15 protein-coding genes are annotated in these 14027 nt (G+C 63.0%); 4 read left to right on the forward strand and 11 right to left on the reverse strand.

Going from position 1 to position 14027, the window contains the following annotated elements; genetic code table 11:
- The first annotated feature begins 92 nt into the window (after positions 1–92).
- Positions 93–1475 carry a DUF1329 domain-containing protein gene (locus HG718_RS07910; RefSeq protein ID WP_160587529.1) on the forward strand — a complete coding sequence of 461 codons (1383 nt, stop codon included), beginning with the start codon at positions 93–95 and terminating at the stop codon, positions 1473–1475.
- Between the two features lie 125 nt (positions 1476–1600).
- On the opposite strand, the gene HG718_RS07915 is transcribed toward HG718_RS07910, so the two are convergent.
- Positions 1601–2116, reverse strand: coding sequence for a GNAT family N-acetyltransferase (locus HG718_RS07915; protein ID WP_160587528.1), 516 nt, complete (start codon positions 2114–2116; stop codon positions 1601–1603).
- Positions 2117–2183: 67 nt separating this feature from the next.
- A complete protein-coding gene (locus tag HG718_RS07920; RefSeq protein ID WP_036265696.1) occupies positions 2184–3647 on the reverse strand; it encodes a coniferyl aldehyde dehydrogenase in 1464 nt (487 codons plus the stop codon).
- Positions 3648–4030: 383 nt separating this feature from the next.
- Here HG718_RS07920 and HG718_RS07925 point away from each other — a divergent pair, with 383 nt between their 5' ends.
- The 3 genes from HG718_RS07925 to HG718_RS07935 all read left to right on the forward strand — a co-directional run bounded on the left by HG718_RS07925 (position 4031) and on the right by HG718_RS07935 (position 6916).
- On the forward strand, positions 4031–5065 hold the full coding sequence (locus HG718_RS07925; protein WP_160587527.1) for a GGDEF domain-containing protein: 1035 nt from the start codon (positions 4031–4033) through the stop codon (positions 5063–5065).
- Between the two features lie 212 nt (positions 5066–5277).
- Positions 5278–6072 (forward strand): enoyl-CoA hydratase-related protein, encoded by a 795-nt coding sequence (locus tag HG718_RS07930; protein WP_027843719.1) that lies wholly within the window; start codon positions 5278–5280, stop codon positions 6070–6072.
- Between the two features lie 31 nt (positions 6073–6103).
- Positions 6104–6916 carry an enoyl-CoA hydratase/isomerase gene (locus HG718_RS07935; RefSeq protein ID WP_027843718.1) on the forward strand — a complete coding sequence of 271 codons (813 nt, stop codon included), beginning with the start codon at positions 6104–6106 and terminating at the stop codon, positions 6914–6916.
- A gap of 61 nt (positions 6917–6977) precedes the next feature.
- Here the strand turns inward: HG718_RS07935 and HG718_RS07940 are convergent, their stop codons facing one another.
- The 9 genes from HG718_RS07940 to sufB form a co-directional block, all read right to left on the reverse strand.
- Positions 6978–7484: a DinB family protein gene (locus HG718_RS07940; RefSeq protein ID WP_160587526.1), complete on the reverse strand. Its 507-nt coding sequence runs from the start codon at positions 7482–7484 to the stop codon at positions 6978–6980.
- A gap of 9 nt (positions 7485–7493) precedes the next feature.
- Positions 7494–7862, reverse strand: coding sequence for a TfoX/Sxy family protein (locus HG718_RS07945; protein WP_160587525.1), 369 nt, complete (start codon positions 7860–7862; stop codon positions 7494–7496).
- 41 nt (positions 7863–7903) lie between these two features.
- Positions 7904–8278 (reverse strand): HesB/IscA family protein, encoded by a 375-nt coding sequence (locus HG718_RS07950; protein WP_160587524.1) that lies wholly within the window; start codon positions 8276–8278, stop codon positions 7904–7906.
- A 93-nt stretch (positions 8279–8371) separates the two neighbouring features.
- Positions 8372–8770, reverse strand: a complete 399-nt coding sequence (locus tag HG718_RS07955) for an SUF system Fe-S cluster assembly protein (RefSeq protein ID WP_036265705.1) — start codon at positions 8768–8770, stop codon at positions 8372–8374.
- A gap of 22 nt (positions 8771–8792) precedes the next feature.
- Positions 8793–10049, reverse strand: coding sequence for a cysteine desulfurase (locus HG718_RS07960; RefSeq protein WP_160587523.1), 1257 nt, complete (start codon positions 10047–10049; stop codon positions 8793–8795).
- Entirely contained in the window at positions 10046–11404 is a 1359-nt protein-coding gene (gene sufD, locus HG718_RS07965; RefSeq protein ID WP_160587522.1) for a Fe-S cluster assembly protein SufD, read from the reverse strand. Before sufD ends, HG718_RS07960 begins: the two co-directional genes overlap by 4 nt.
- A gap of 2 nt (positions 11405–11406) precedes the next feature.
- Positions 11407–12156, reverse strand: a complete 750-nt coding sequence (gene sufC / locus HG718_RS07970) for a Fe-S cluster assembly ATPase SufC (RefSeq protein ID WP_160587521.1) — start codon at positions 12154–12156, stop codon at positions 11407–11409.
- A gap of 24 nt (positions 12157–12180) precedes the next feature.
- Positions 12181–12543, reverse strand: coding sequence for a hypothetical protein (locus HG718_RS07975; RefSeq protein WP_027843712.1), 363 nt, complete (start codon positions 12541–12543; stop codon positions 12181–12183).
- Between the two features lie 4 nt (positions 12544–12547).
- The gene (gene sufB / locus HG718_RS07980; protein ID WP_160587520.1) at positions 12548–14008 is read right to left on the reverse strand and encodes a Fe-S cluster assembly protein SufB; all 1461 of its coding nucleotides are present in this window, start codon (positions 14006–14008) and stop codon (positions 12548–12550) included.
- Positions 14009–14027 lie beyond the last annotated feature (19 nt).

Raw genomic sequence — 14027 nt, forward strand, 5'->3', positions numbered from 1 at the left:
TTGGTAAGTCTGCCTTACGATCCCTCGCAACAAGAGTGAGGCAAGGGCCGGGCGCGGCCCGATGCCCCGTATTGCAGGGAGTTGATGTCTTGGTGAGTTCCGGTCTTCGGCGCGCTCTGGCCGCGCTGGCTTATTCCACCCTTCCCCTTCTGGCCGCCGGCGCAGCGCAGGCCGCCGTGCCTGCCGACATGGCTGCACGTCTGGACACGGACCTGACGCCGCTCGGCTCGGAGCGGGCCGGCAATGAAGACGGGACGATCCCCGCCTGGACGGGCGGATTGCAGTCGCCGCCCGCGGGGCTCGGCTATCAGCGGGGCATGCACCACCCCAATCCCTACTCGGCGGACCAGTCGCTCTTCACCATCACGCGCGACAATATGGGCCAGTATGCGGACCGTCTGACCGGCGCGCAGAAGGCGCTGCTGGAGAACTACGGCGACACCTTCAAGATGAATGTCTATCCGTCGCACCGCAGCTGCGCGCAGCCGGACTTCGTCTATGAGGCGAACCGCAAGAACGCGCTGACGGGCATCATCACCGATGAGGGCAACGGGGTGGACCAGGCCATCATGGGCAAGCCGTTCCCCGTTCCCAATTCCGGCTACGAAGTGCTGTGGAACCATTTGCTGGGCTTCGGCAATCACAAGCTGCAGCGTCAGTTCGCAGCGGTGATCCCCACGGCATCGGGCGACTACACCAAATATTCCGCGCGTGATGACGCGATCATCCGGTGGAATGATCCGGCCATCAAGACAGCGGCCGAACTCGACAACATCATGGCGCTCTACATCCTGCACACGCTGGAACCGACGCGCGTGTCGGGCAATGTGATCCTGGTGCATGAGACGCTCAACCGCCTCTCCGACCCGCGCAAGGCCTGGCAGTATTCGCCCGGCACGCGGCGCGTGCGCCGGGCACCGAACATTGCCTATGACAATCCGGGCACGAATTCCGACGGCGCCACCACGTCGGATTCCTTCGGCGGCTTCAACGGCGCGCCGGACCGCTACACCTGGACGCTCAAGGGCAGGCAGGAAGCCTACATTCCCTACAACAATTACGAGCTGTATTCAGACAAGCTGACCTATGATGACGTCATCCGTCCGCGTCATCTGAATACGGATCATGTGCGTTACGAGCTGCACCGGGTCTGGCAGCTTGAGGCCAATCTCAAGCCGTCCACGCGGCATGTCTATTCGCGGCGCGTCTTCTATCAGGACGAGGACAGCTGGGGCATCGTTTCGGCCGAGCTCTATGACGCACGCGGGGAACTGTGGCGCGTGCAGGAGCAATATCCGGTGACCTTCTACGAGGTGCCGGTGTGCGGCTCGAGCATGGGTGCTGCCTATGATTTCACCAATGGGCGCTACATCGCCGTGGGGCTGATCAACGAGGAAGAGCCGGTCAATTTCTATGCGGACCACCTTGAGGAACGCCGTTACACGCCGCAGACAATCCGCACGCTGGGCCGCTAGGGCTCCCGTTCGCCCTTCCCCACGCCGCCATTGGCCGCAGAATGCAGGCCAGCCCATGGGGGTACCGTCAGTCCACCCTGTCCCATGGGTCCCCCGAACGATGTTCGGGGGATGGCGGCTCTTTTTTACACACCGATAAAGTCGGACCGGGAAACGGCATACACGCGAAGCGGCTCACCGTCATAGAGCATGTCGCGGGTATGGATCTGGCCCAGCTTCTCAGCCACGCGGATCGAGGCCGTGTTGGCCGGGTCGATAAACGACACGACCTCGTTGAGGCCAAGTGCCCTGAACATCCATGCGGCGCAAAGGCGGGCCGCTTCGGTCGCATAGCCCCTGCCCCATGCGGCGCGCGCCATGGTCCAGCCGAGTTCGATTTCCGGCTCATCGCCATGGAGGGTCGGGCCAACGCGGCCGACCATGAGGCCGCTCACCTTCTCCTCGACGGCAAACTTGCCGTACCCCTTGCTGCGCCAGTGCGCCTGCGCCTTGTCAAAGTGCTCACGCGCGCCGGCCAGGTCCCTGACGCCACCGAGGAAGCGCGCCACCTCCGGGTCACCCTGCATGGCGGCATAGACGTCAAAGTCATCCTCACGGTACCGCCGCAGGATCAGCCGGTCGGTTTCGAGCCTTATATCCATCATCGCCTCAAACAAAAAAGGGCGGCACGCAGGTGCCGCCCTTCTATCGCGTTGCGACTGGCGCCGCCTACTTCTTGATCATCGACAGCACGCGCTTGCGCTTCTTGGCGTCGTAGGGCGGACGGAACATCTCTGCCACCATCTGGGCCTTGGCCTGGTGGTAGACCGCCTTGGCGTGGCTGAAGGTGCGGAAGCCGTCGATGCCGTGATAGGAGCCCATGCCGGACGGGCCGACGCCACCGAAGGGTAGGTCTTCCATCGACACATGCATGATCACGTCATTGACCGTGACACCGCCGGAGGTGGTGTGGTCCAGCACCCGGCGTTCCTCGGCATCGTCCTGGCCGAAATAATAGAGGCCGAGCGGACGGTCGTTTGCGTTCACGTAGTCCAGGGTCTCGGACACATCCTTGTAGGTCTTCATCGGCAGCACCGGGCCGAAGATCTCGTCCTGCAGGACCTTCATGTCCTCGGTCGGGTTCTTGATGATGGTCGGCGGGATCTTGTTGTAGGGCTGCTGGGAGAAGTCCTCATTGGCCGGATTAATCTCCACGATCTCGGCGCCCTTGGCCTTGGCATCCTCGATATAGCCGGTGATGCGGTCATAGTGGCGGTCGTTGATGATGGAGGTGTAGTCCGGGTTGTCCTTCATGGTCGGGAACATCTTGGTCACCGCCTTCTGGGCACCGGCCACGAAGTCGTCGGCCTTTTCTTCCGGCACCATCACATAATCGGGTGCCAGGCAGATCTGACCCGCATTGAGGGTCTTGCCGGTCATCACGCGGGCGGCGACATCCTCCATGTCGGCGGAGCGGCTGACGATCACCGGAGACTTGCCGCCGAGTTCGAGCGTCACGGGCACCAGATTTTCCGATGCCGCGCGCATCACATGCTTGGCGATGGACCCGGCCCCGGTGAACAGCAGGTGATCGAAGGGCTGCTTGGAGAAGGCTTCACCCACGGCGGGGCCGCCGGTGACCACGGCCACTTCGGTCTCGTCATAGGCTGCGCGGAACATCTTGGCCATGAGCTCGGAGCAGGCCGGGGTGAATTCCGACGGCTTGATCATGGCGCGGTTGCCGGCGGCGAAGACGCCTGCAAGCGGTGCAAAGGTGAGGTTGAACGGGAAGTTCCACGGGCTGATGATGCCGATGGTGCCGAGCGGCTGGTATTCCACATGCGCCTTGGCACCGAGCAGGCCGAGGGGGAATTGCAGCTTGCGCTTTTCCGGGCGCATCCACTTTTCCATGTTCTTCTTGGCGTGCTCGAGGGGGCCGACGGAGCCCATGACGTCTGTCATCAGCGACGCGACCGGGGCGCGGTTGCCGAAATCCGACATCAGCGCTTCGACGATTTCATCCTTGTTGTCGACCAAAAGGGCGATCGAGCGGTCGATCCAGTCCTTGCGGCGCTTGACGCTGGCCGGGCCCTCGTCGATATGCGCCTTTTTCTGCTTGTCGAGAATGGCGCGGATGCCATCGGAAATGGCGTCGGCGTTCGTGGCTTCGGGGGACGTTTCCACAACGCTCATGATGTTCTCCTCGCTGTTGCCGGCATGGGTCCGCTTGGGGACCTGTTGGTCCGTAAACCGGCGGCCGGGTTGATCTTTTTATGCAGGACCGCGCCCATCGCGGCCTGCTCAAATCTTAATGTGACCAGCAGTATAGCCATCCCTTCACGTCCACGCGAGGCGGATTGATTTTTCGCAGCATTGCGCGATTTTTCGCGCTGGGTTCGCGGAAAAGTAGTACGGCGTTTAACTCTGCCTTAAGCGCCTGCGGGCTACACCGGTCATGCAGGGATTGAGAGCGACGTTGCGGCAGGCTGGCATACCGGCCCCCTATCTCGATCATTTGGGAGATACCCGGGTTCCGGGCGAGCTTAGAGGCAGAAGCCGTGAGCAATGCGAGTACCATGACTGATCCCAATCTCGTGGCCGAGATGGCCATCAAGGAGATGGAGACGCACGGGGTCGCGCCCACGCCCGACAATTACGAATTCTGGTTCACCCACCTGTCCGGCACCAATCCGGACCTCAGCCGCGAGGTGGACCTTCTTACCCAGAACGGCAAGGTCAAGGATGCCGGGCAGATCAACACCCTGCGCGAGCGCTACATCACCCAGGCCGACAAAGACAGCGCGATGCTGGATGTGGGTGGCAGGCTCGAAAAGGAACTGGCCGGCGTCATGCAGATGCTGGAAACAGCCTCCAAGGACACCGGTGCCTATGGCGACAGCCTGAACAATGTGACCGCCGCGCTGGACGCGGAACGCTCGCCGGCGGAACTGCGCGTGCTAATGGAAACGCTGGTGGCCGCCACCCGCACCATGGAAGGCCGCAGCAAGCAGCTGGAACAGCGGCTGGAGGAAAGCAAGGAAGAGGTCACCCAGCTTCGGCGCAACATGGAAGAGATCCGCACCGAGGCCATGACCGACCAGCTGACGGGGCTGGCCAACCGGCGCAAGTTCGACGACACGGTCGCGGCCTGCATGAAGTCAGCCGAAGACAACGAAACCCCGTTCACGCTGATCCTCGGCGACATCGACCATTTCAAGAAGTTCAACGACACCTATGGCCACCAGACCGGTGACCAGGTGCTGAAGCTGGTGGCCCAGTGCATGCGCCACCATGTGCGCGACCCGCTGACACCGGCGCGCTATGGCGGTGAAGAGTTTGCCCTGATCCTGCCGTTTACCGATCTCGAGGCCGGGGTGCGCATTGCCGATCAGGTGCGCCGGATGATCGAGAGCAAGGAGCTGGTGAAGAAGTCCACCGGTGAAAATCTCGGGGCGGTCACCATGTCCTTCGGCGCAGCCTTGTTCGAGCCGGGTGAAACCATCCGCGACCTCATCAAGCGCGCGGATGCCTGCCTCTATACGGCCAAGCGGCACGGCCGCAATCAGGTGCGCAGCGAGATTTCCGAAGACGTGCGCAAGATGGCGAGCTAGCCGCAGCGCTCACCCTTCCCTTTCCTTTCCTGGCTCGTCCCAGGCCGGATGTCTCCCCGACACCGCTTTATGCGCCCCCGCCCCTACGTCAACCGCGGCGGGCATGCAGCCTTGCGCAAATCACCTGTCTTTTTGCCCTGTCACAGCGTTTGACGGGGGGCTTGGCGCCGGTATTGTCGCTCGCAAAGCATTCCCGAGCGAGGCGACTTTCCATGGATACCATCACCTACGAGACGCGCGACAGCGGCGTGGCCGTCATCACGCTGAACCGGCCCGATGTGCTCAACAGCATGAACCCGCAACTGCTGGACGATGTCCGCGCCGCCATCCGCATGGCGCGCGATGACAGCAAGGTCGGCGCGGTGCTGCTGACCGGCGCAGGGCGCGGCTTCTGCGCGGGCGCGGACCTCGCGGCCGGCTTCAAGGCACCTGATGCGTCTACCGTCGGCGACGGCGTGGCGCATGGCATGGAGATCGGTTTCAACCCGATGGTGCGCGAGATCGCCGAACTGCCGAAGCCGGTGGTGTGCGCGGTCAACGGCATCGCTGCGGGCGGCGGCGTTGGCCTTGCACTGGCGGGCGACGTGGTGTTCGCGGCGAAGTCCGCAAGCTTCGTTCAGGTATTCGGCCCGAAGCTGGCGCTGGTGCCGGATTGCGGTGTCACCTATTTCATGCCGCGCCTGATCGGCATGGCCCGCACCCGTGCGCTGGCGATGAGCGGCGACAAGCTGTCCGCCGAGCAGGCCGCCGACTGGGGGCTGATCTGGGCCTGCGTCGATGACGACAAGCTGATGGACGAGGCGATGGCCTATGCCGAGAAGCTTGCCTCAGGGCCGACTGAAGCCTTCGGCGACATCAAGGCGGTGCTTGATGCGTCGCTCGACAATGATCTTGCCGCCCAGCTGGACCTTGAAAAGGAAACCCAGCGCAAGCGCGGCAACCACCCGAATTTCGCGGAAGGGGTCAGCGCGTTCCTGCAGAAGCGCGCGCCTAATTTCGTCCGCTGACGACCCGACACGATCAACGAGGAGACACCCAATGGAATTCAACAAGGTCACGGTCGACATGGATGGCGATGTCGCCACCCTGCGCCTAAACGACCCCGCCGCGCTTAACGCCGTTTCGCCGGACATGCTGGAAGGCCTGGCCGAGGCGCTGGAATGGATCGACACGCCGGCCAATGGCGTGCGCTGCGTCATCATGACGGGTGAAGGCCGCGGCTTCTGCGCCGGTGCCAACCTCGCGGGCGGCCGTCCAGGCGAGCGCCCCGGTGAGGCGCGGGCCAACGCGCTGCCGGATGCGGGTCAGGCGCTGGAGACCAAGTACCACCCGATCCTGCGCAAGATCCGCAAGCTGAAGATGCCGTTCATCACGGCGGTGAACGGCCCGGCGGCAGGCGTGGGCATGAGCTTTGCCCTGATGGGCGACATGGTGCTGGCGGCGAAGTCGTCCTACTTCCTGCAGGCGTTCCGCCGCATCGGCCTGGTGCCGGATGGCGGCTCCACCTGGCTGCTGCCGCGGCTTGTGGGCATGGCGCGCGCCAAGGAGCTGTCGCTGATGGGCGAGAAGTTGCCGGCGGAAACAGCGCTTGAATGGGGCCTCATCAACCGCGTCTATGAGGACGATGCGCTGATGGGTGAAGCGAAGACGCTGGCGGCGGAGCTCGCCGCCGGCCCGACCCGCACCCTCGGCCTGATCCGCGAAGCCTATGCGGACAGCTTCGACAACACCTATGAAGAGCAGCTCGACAAGGAGCGCTGGCTACAGCGTGAAGCGGGCCGCACGGAAGATTTCAAGGAAGGCGTGAAGGCGTTTCTTGAAAAGCGCCCTGCCCAGTTCAAGGGCGAATAACCACTTCGCATTCCTCCGCACACGACGCAAAGCCGCCGCTCCGCCTGACGGGGCGGCGGCTTTATGCTGCCGGGGTCGGGTTCAGGATGCGGTGCATGTCGAGGCTGGGCGGATCGAGGCCCGCGTCCGACAGCATGTGGTGCACCTGGCCGCGATGGTGGATCTGGTGGTTGAACATGTGGGTCACGAGCTGGTTCAGCGGATCGACGAACCGGACACCGGCTGAACTGACGCTGGCAAAATCGGCGTCCAGCTCTGGCTGTGTGATGGCGGCCGCATAGGCGTCGATGCGGGCGTCTTCGGCGTCCCGCGCCGCCCGCAGCTCATCAAAATCCTCGTAGAGAATGGCATCCAATCCGCCAAGCGGCGCGCTGCCGCCCTCAAAGCGTGCCATCCACACGCGGTCGCCGACCATGATGTGGTTGAGTGTCCCATGGATCGAGCGGAAGAAGGCGTGCCTGTCGGCCTTGCGCTCTTCGTCGCTCAAAGCCGCGCAAGCCTCATAGAGGCGTTGATTGGCGAGCCGGTTGTAACGGGCCATCATCCGGCAATGGGCAGGTGTGCTCATGGTGTGCCCCTATGCTGAGTGTTTCTTGCGCTGGCTCGGCGGCTTTGCGGCATCAGCCCGCAGCGCCACGCTCATGGCATCACGCGCCCAGTTTACAAACTCATCAGGCTCGTCGAACAGGCGTTCCGGCACGCGCCAGTAGGAGAGCGAGGCCTGTTTGCCGCTGCGGGCATAGGAGAAGATTTCCATGCCCTCCTCCTCGAAAGCTGCGCGGTTTTCGCCGTCCACCTTGAAGTAGAGCACATCATCGACGATGAGGCCGAACATCAGCCCGTCGGCGAACAGGCCCGCCCCGCCGAACATGCGGCGGCTCGTGACCGGCCCCAGGGGTGCCAGCATCTCAATCAGGAAATCGGTGTAGTCGGCGGAGACAGGCATGGCGGCGAGCCTGCCGCATTACGCCCGCAAAATCGAGTGGCCTAGCGCGGGGGCTGCTCTGTCACCGGCATTTCGGCGGCCTTCAGGGTCACGCTTTCGCCGCAGCCGCAGGCGTCGGTCTCATTCGGGTTGTTGAACACGAAGCCCGAGCGCAGCTTGGTTTCCTCGTAATCCATCTCGGTGCCGAGCAGGAACAGGATGGCCTTCGGGTCCACGAGGATGGTGACGCCCTTGTCGGTCACCACTTCGTCCAGCGGCGCCTTTTCCTCGGCATAGTCCAGCTTGTAGGCCATGCCGGCGCAGCCCGCGTTTTCGAGCCCCAGGCGCACGCCGAGGATCGGATTGTCGGAGTTGGCGATGATCGCCTTGATCCGGTCTGCCGCCTTGTCTGTCAGCGTGATGACGTTTCCTGGCATGGTGTGCTCGCGAAGTTCCTAAAGGGTTCAGTATCTTAGATGAGGATGACCCGGGCGGGGTTCAACCTCCGTTAAGGGCGCGGCCAAAGGCCCCTAGAACATATTGAGGGCGACCTTGGCCTCGTCCGACATGCGCTCCGGCGTCCAGGGCGGGTCGAAGACAAGGTTCACCTTCACGTCACCGACGCCGTCCACCGAACTTACCGCATCGCTGACCCATTGGGGCATTTCACCGGCAACCGGGCAGCCGGGGGCGGTCAGGGTCATGTCGATGTCGATGTCGCGGTCATCGGACACGTCGATCTTGTAGATGAGGCCGAGTTCATAGATGTCGACCGGGATCTCCGGGTCGTAGACGGTCTTGATCGCGCCGATGAGGTCATCGGTCAGCATATCCAGCTCCGCCTGCGGAATGGCGGAGGTCTGGGTCACAGCGTCGGCCGGGGCGGCTGCTTCGGCAGCGCCCGGATCGTCGGCGGGTCCGTTTGTCATCTCTTCGGTCATCTTGCGTCCACTACCCGAGAAACTCGCGGGCTTTTTCCAGCGCCGCGATAAAGGCGTCCACGTCGCTGCGCGTATTGTACATCGCAAATGAGGCGCGTGCAGTCCCCGGCACGTTGAGGTGTGTCATCAGCGGCTCGGCGCAATGCTGGCCGGCGCGGATGGCGATGCCGGAACGGTCCACGATGGTGGCCACATCATGGGGATGCGCGCCTTCCATGGAGAAGGACATGATCGCGCCCTTGCCCTTCTGGGTGCCGTGGATGGTGATCCAGTTGAGGTCGCGCACGCGCTGGGTGGCATAGGTGATGAGGTCTTCCTCATGTGCCCGCGCGGCGGCGCGGCCGATGCCGTTCACATAATCAATCGCAGCCCCCAGGCCAATGGCCTGCACGATGGGGGGCGTGCCCGCCTCGAACTTGTGGGGCGCGTCGCCATAGGTGATCTCGTCCATGCGAACTTCGCGGATCATCTCGCCGCCGCCCTGATAGGGCCGCATCTCCGCCAGCAATTCCGCACGGCCATAGAGCGCTCCGATGCCGGTGGGGCCATAGAGCTTGTGGCCGGTCATGACGTAGAAATCGCAGCCCATGGCCTCGACATCCACGTCCAGATGAACGGCGCCCTGGCAGCCATCGATCAGCACCTTGGCGCCAACCGCGTGCGCCTTGTCGCAGATCGTCTTGGCATCCACCACGCTGCCCAGCACGTTGGACATGTGGGTGAGGGTCACGAATTTGGTCTTCGGGCCGAGGGCCGCCTCAAAGGCGTCCATGTCCAGCGCGCCGTCTTCCAGCACCGGGATCCATTTGAGGACCGCGCCATAGCGCTCGCGCAGGAAATGCCAGGGCACGATATTGGAATGGTGTTCCATCACCGACAGGATGATCTCGTCACCCGGCTGGATGATCGGCTCGAGATAGCCCTGCGCCACCAGGTTCATCGCCTCTGTGCCGCCCTTGGTGAAGATCACTTCTTCAACGGTCGGCGCGTTGATCAGGGCACGCACCTTTTCGCGCGCGCCTTCAAACGCTTCCGTCGAGGCGTTGGCAAGGAAGTGCAGACCGCGATGCACATTGGCGTAGTCATGGGCGTAGGCGTCGCGGATGGCGTCGAGCACCTGCACGGGCTTCTGCGCAGACGCCGCATTGTCGAGATAGACCAGCGGCTTGCCATAGACTTCCCTCGACAGGATGGGGAAGTCGGCGCGGATGCGCTCCACGTCGAAGGTTGCGTGTGCGTCCTGGGTCAGGATGGCTGCGTCGCTCATGAGGCGTCCTCCCCGATTGCATCCTCCGCCGGGTCCGGCGCGCCGAGGCGCTGGGCCAACAGGTGCTTGAGGGCTGCCGCCACGTCGCCGTCGTCGAAACCATCGACCACGTCATCGAGGAAACCCGCGATCAGCAGGGCACGGGCCGTGGGTTCGTCGATGCCGCGGCTCATGAGATAGAAGATCGCGTCCTGATCGGGCTCGCCGATGGCCGAGCCGTGCGCGCATTGCACATCATCCGCATAGATCTCAAGCATCGGCTTGGCATCCATCTCGGCCTTGCGTGACATCAGAAGCGCGCGGGCCTGCATCTGGCTGTCGATCTTCTGGGCGTGTTCGCGCACCAGGATCGACCCCTGGAAGACACCGCGGGCAGTTTCGTCCAGCACGTAGCGATAGGTCTCTTCGCTGTTGCAATTGGGCACGGCGTGATCGACGAACAGGGTGTTGTCCATCACAGCCTTGCCCTTGAGCAGGGTCAGCCCGTTGATGCTGGCCTTCGTCTCTTCACCATTGAAGTGCACGCGCTCGCTGGTGCGGGCACGGCCCTCGCCGATGGCAAGACCGAGGGTCTTGTAGGTGGTGCCGGCGCCCAGCGTCACGCGCTTGTTGGCCACGCGCACGGCGGGCCCGCCATCGGCATAGATGGCCGTGTGGGTGAGGCGCGCCTTGTCCGCCACCTTGAGCGTCATGGACTGGGTCGCGAAGACGGGCGTTGCCGTATCATCGCTGCGGGTCTCGAGCAGGGTGAGAGACGCGCCCTCCTCCAGCACGACCACGCTGCGGGCATGGTAATGGGTGTTGGTCTCACCGGTGGAGCGCCAGGCCAGCTCGATGGGCCGGTTGACGGTCACGCCCTTGGCAACGCGCAAGGCGACGCCGTCCGACGCGTAGGCCAGGTTCAGCGCGGCCACCGCATCACGGGTGCCGTCCTGATCTGCCAGGGCATCATCCAGCCATTGGGTGCCCTGCTCTGCGGCGTCGGCAAAGCTCAGAAGCTCCACGCCTTCGGGCAGGCTGTCGAGCGTGGACGCATCCCGATCAATGCGGCCATTGACCAGCACCACGCGGATGCGGTCCACACCGGCGAAAGGGTCATCTGCTGCGGCCAGTCCGGATGCGGAGGTTTGCGGGGCCAGCGCCAGCGGGCCTGTCTTGCCCAGCATCTGGCGCAGGTCGAAATAGCGATAGTCCTCGACACGCCGATGGGGCAGGCCGTCTTCGGCAAAGGCCTTGATGGCGACATCACGCGCCTCGCCCAGCCGGGCTGTGCCCGGCAGGCTGTCGCGCGCTGTGGCATGGCCGGTCACGAAGCCGGTTTCAACCTCCAGACGCTCTGGTGCGGGTCGGGCCATGGTTACGCTGCATCCGTCTTGATATCGGCATAGCCGGTTTCTTCCACCTCGCGCGCCAGCTCCTTGGGGCCGGACTTGACGATGCGGCCACCGGCCAGAATGTGCACATGGTCGGGCACGATGTGGTCGAGCAGCCGCTGATAGTGGGTGATGACCAGCATGGAGCGCTCCGGCGAGCGCAGGGCGTTAACGCCTTCAGCCACCACGCGCATGGCGTCCACGTCGAGGCCGGAATCGGTTTCATCGAGCACGGCGAGCGAGGGTTCGAGCAGCGCCATCTGCAGGGTCTCGGCGCGCTTCTTCTCACCGCCGGAGAAGCCGACATTGAGCGGCCGCTTCAGCATGTCGTCGGTAATGTTCAGATCCTTGGCCTTGCCGCGCACCAGCTTGAGGAAGCGGACGGCGTCCAGCTCGTCTTCCCCGCGTGCCACGCGCACAGCATTCAGCGCCGTCTTGAGGAAGGTCATGGTGGTGACGCCCGGCACTTCGGTCGGATACTGGAAGGCGAGGAAAACGCCGGCGGCGGTCCGCTCATTGGGTTCCAGCTTGGTCAGATCCTTGCCCTTGTAAAGGATGGACCCGCCGGTGACCTCATAGCCGGGCCGGCCTGCCAGCACATAGGACAGGGTGGATTTGCCCGAGCCGTTGGGGCCCATCACCGCGTGCACTTCGCCCGGCTGGATCACGAGGTTGATCCCTTTCAGGATCTCCTTGCCGCCGACTTCCACATGCAGGTCTTTAATCTCAAGCATTTCTGTCTTCTCTCGTACTGACCGTTACTGGCTCGGCCCGGCAAATTCGGCAATGACTTCGATAGGCTCAAGGATATTGTCGTTGAACTCGGGCAGGTCTTCCGCCGGAATCCAGTATTCTTCGTGCATGCGGCCACCGACCACCTGCTTCTCGAACCCATCGAGATAGGCCTTCCGCACCTTGAAGCGCGTGACATATCCGTGGTCACCGGGCTTCTTTGCGTTCCAGTCGCGCGCGATCTGAGTTGCATAAGCCTCATTGGTGACCGGATAGAAAATCGGCTGCTCCGGCAAACGAGGGGGAAAGCCACGAAAGTTCATGTCCTCGATGAGCTTAAGCTCGTTCTTTCCGACCGGCCGAAAAAGCGTGATGACCTCTTCCGACATCGCGTTACCCCACACTGCCTTCAAGGGAGATGCCGACGAGCTTCTGCGCTTCGACGGCGAATTCCATTGGCAGCTGCTGCAGCACTTCGCGGCAGAACCCGTTGACGAGCAGCGCCACGGCTTCCTCCTCCGGCAGGCCGCGGGCCTGGCAGTAGAAAAGCTGATCTTCCGACAGCTTGGAGGTAGTCGCCTCGTGCTCCAGCACGGCTGACGGGTTGCGGCTTTCGATATAGGGCACCGTATGCGCCGAGCAGCGGTCGCCGATCAGCAGGCTGTCGCACTGGGTGAAGTTGCGCGCATTCTCCGCAGACGGATAGACGCTGACGAGGCCGCGATAGGCATTGGACGACTTGCCCGCCGAAATGCCCTTGGAGATGATGCGGCTCTTCGTGTTTTTGCCCAGATGGATCATCTTAGTGCCGGAATCGACCTGCTGCGCGCCATTGGAAATGGCGATCGAGTAGAATTCGCCCGACGAATTATCGCCGCGCAGGATGCAGCTTGGATATTTCCAGGTGATGGCGGAGCCGGTCTCGACCTGGGTCCACGAGATCTTCGAATTGTCGCCGCGGCAATCACCACGCTTGGTGACGAAATTGAAGATGCCGCCCTTGCCGTTCTCATCGCCGGGATACCAGTTCTGCACTGTCGAATATTTGATCTCGGCATCCTTGTGGGTGACGAGCTCAACGACAGCGGCGTGGAGCTGATGCTCATCCCGCTGGGGCGCGGTGCAGCCTTCGAGGTAGCTCACATAGGAGCCCTCATCCGCGATGATCAGTGTGCGCTCGAACTGGCCCGTGTCACGCTCATTGATGCGGAAGTAGGTCGACAGCTCCATGGGGCAGCGGACGCCCTTGGGGATGTAGACGAACGATCCGTCCGAGAACACCGCGGCGTTGAGGGCTGCGAAGTAATTATCCGTCACCGGCACAACGCTGCCGAGATATTCCTTCACCAGCTCCGGGTGCGAGTGCAGCGCCTCGGAGATGGGGCAGAAGATGACGCCGGCTTCCGCCAGCTTTTCCTTGAAGGTGGTGACGACAGACACGCTGTCGAACACGGCATCCACCGCGACGCCGGCCAGCATCTTCTGCTCGTTGAGCGGGATGCCCAGCTTCTCATAGGTCTTCAGCAATTCCGGATCGACTTCGTCCAGGCTCTTGGGCTTGTCGGCCTGGCTCTTGGGCGCTGAATAGTAATACGCGTCCTGATAGTCGATCTTCGGGTAATTGACCTTGGCCCAATCGGGTTCTTCCATCTCCAGCCAACGGCGGAAGGCCTCAAGACGCCATTCCAGCATCCATTCGGGCTCGCCCTTCTTGGCGGAGATGAAACGGACCGTATCCTCGTTCAGGCCCTTGGGAGCCTTCTCGGATTCAATGTCCGTGTAGAAACCATATTTGTACTTGTCGCCCTGGCCGATATTCTCGACGTCGCGCACTGTTTCCTGAACCGCTGCCATCTTACTCTTTGCCTCTTGG

This window comes from Pyruvatibacter mobilis, from assembly GCF_012848855.1.
Taxonomy (GTDB): domain Bacteria; phylum Pseudomonadota; class Alphaproteobacteria; order CGMCC-115125; family CGMCC-115125; genus Pyruvatibacter; species Pyruvatibacter mobilis.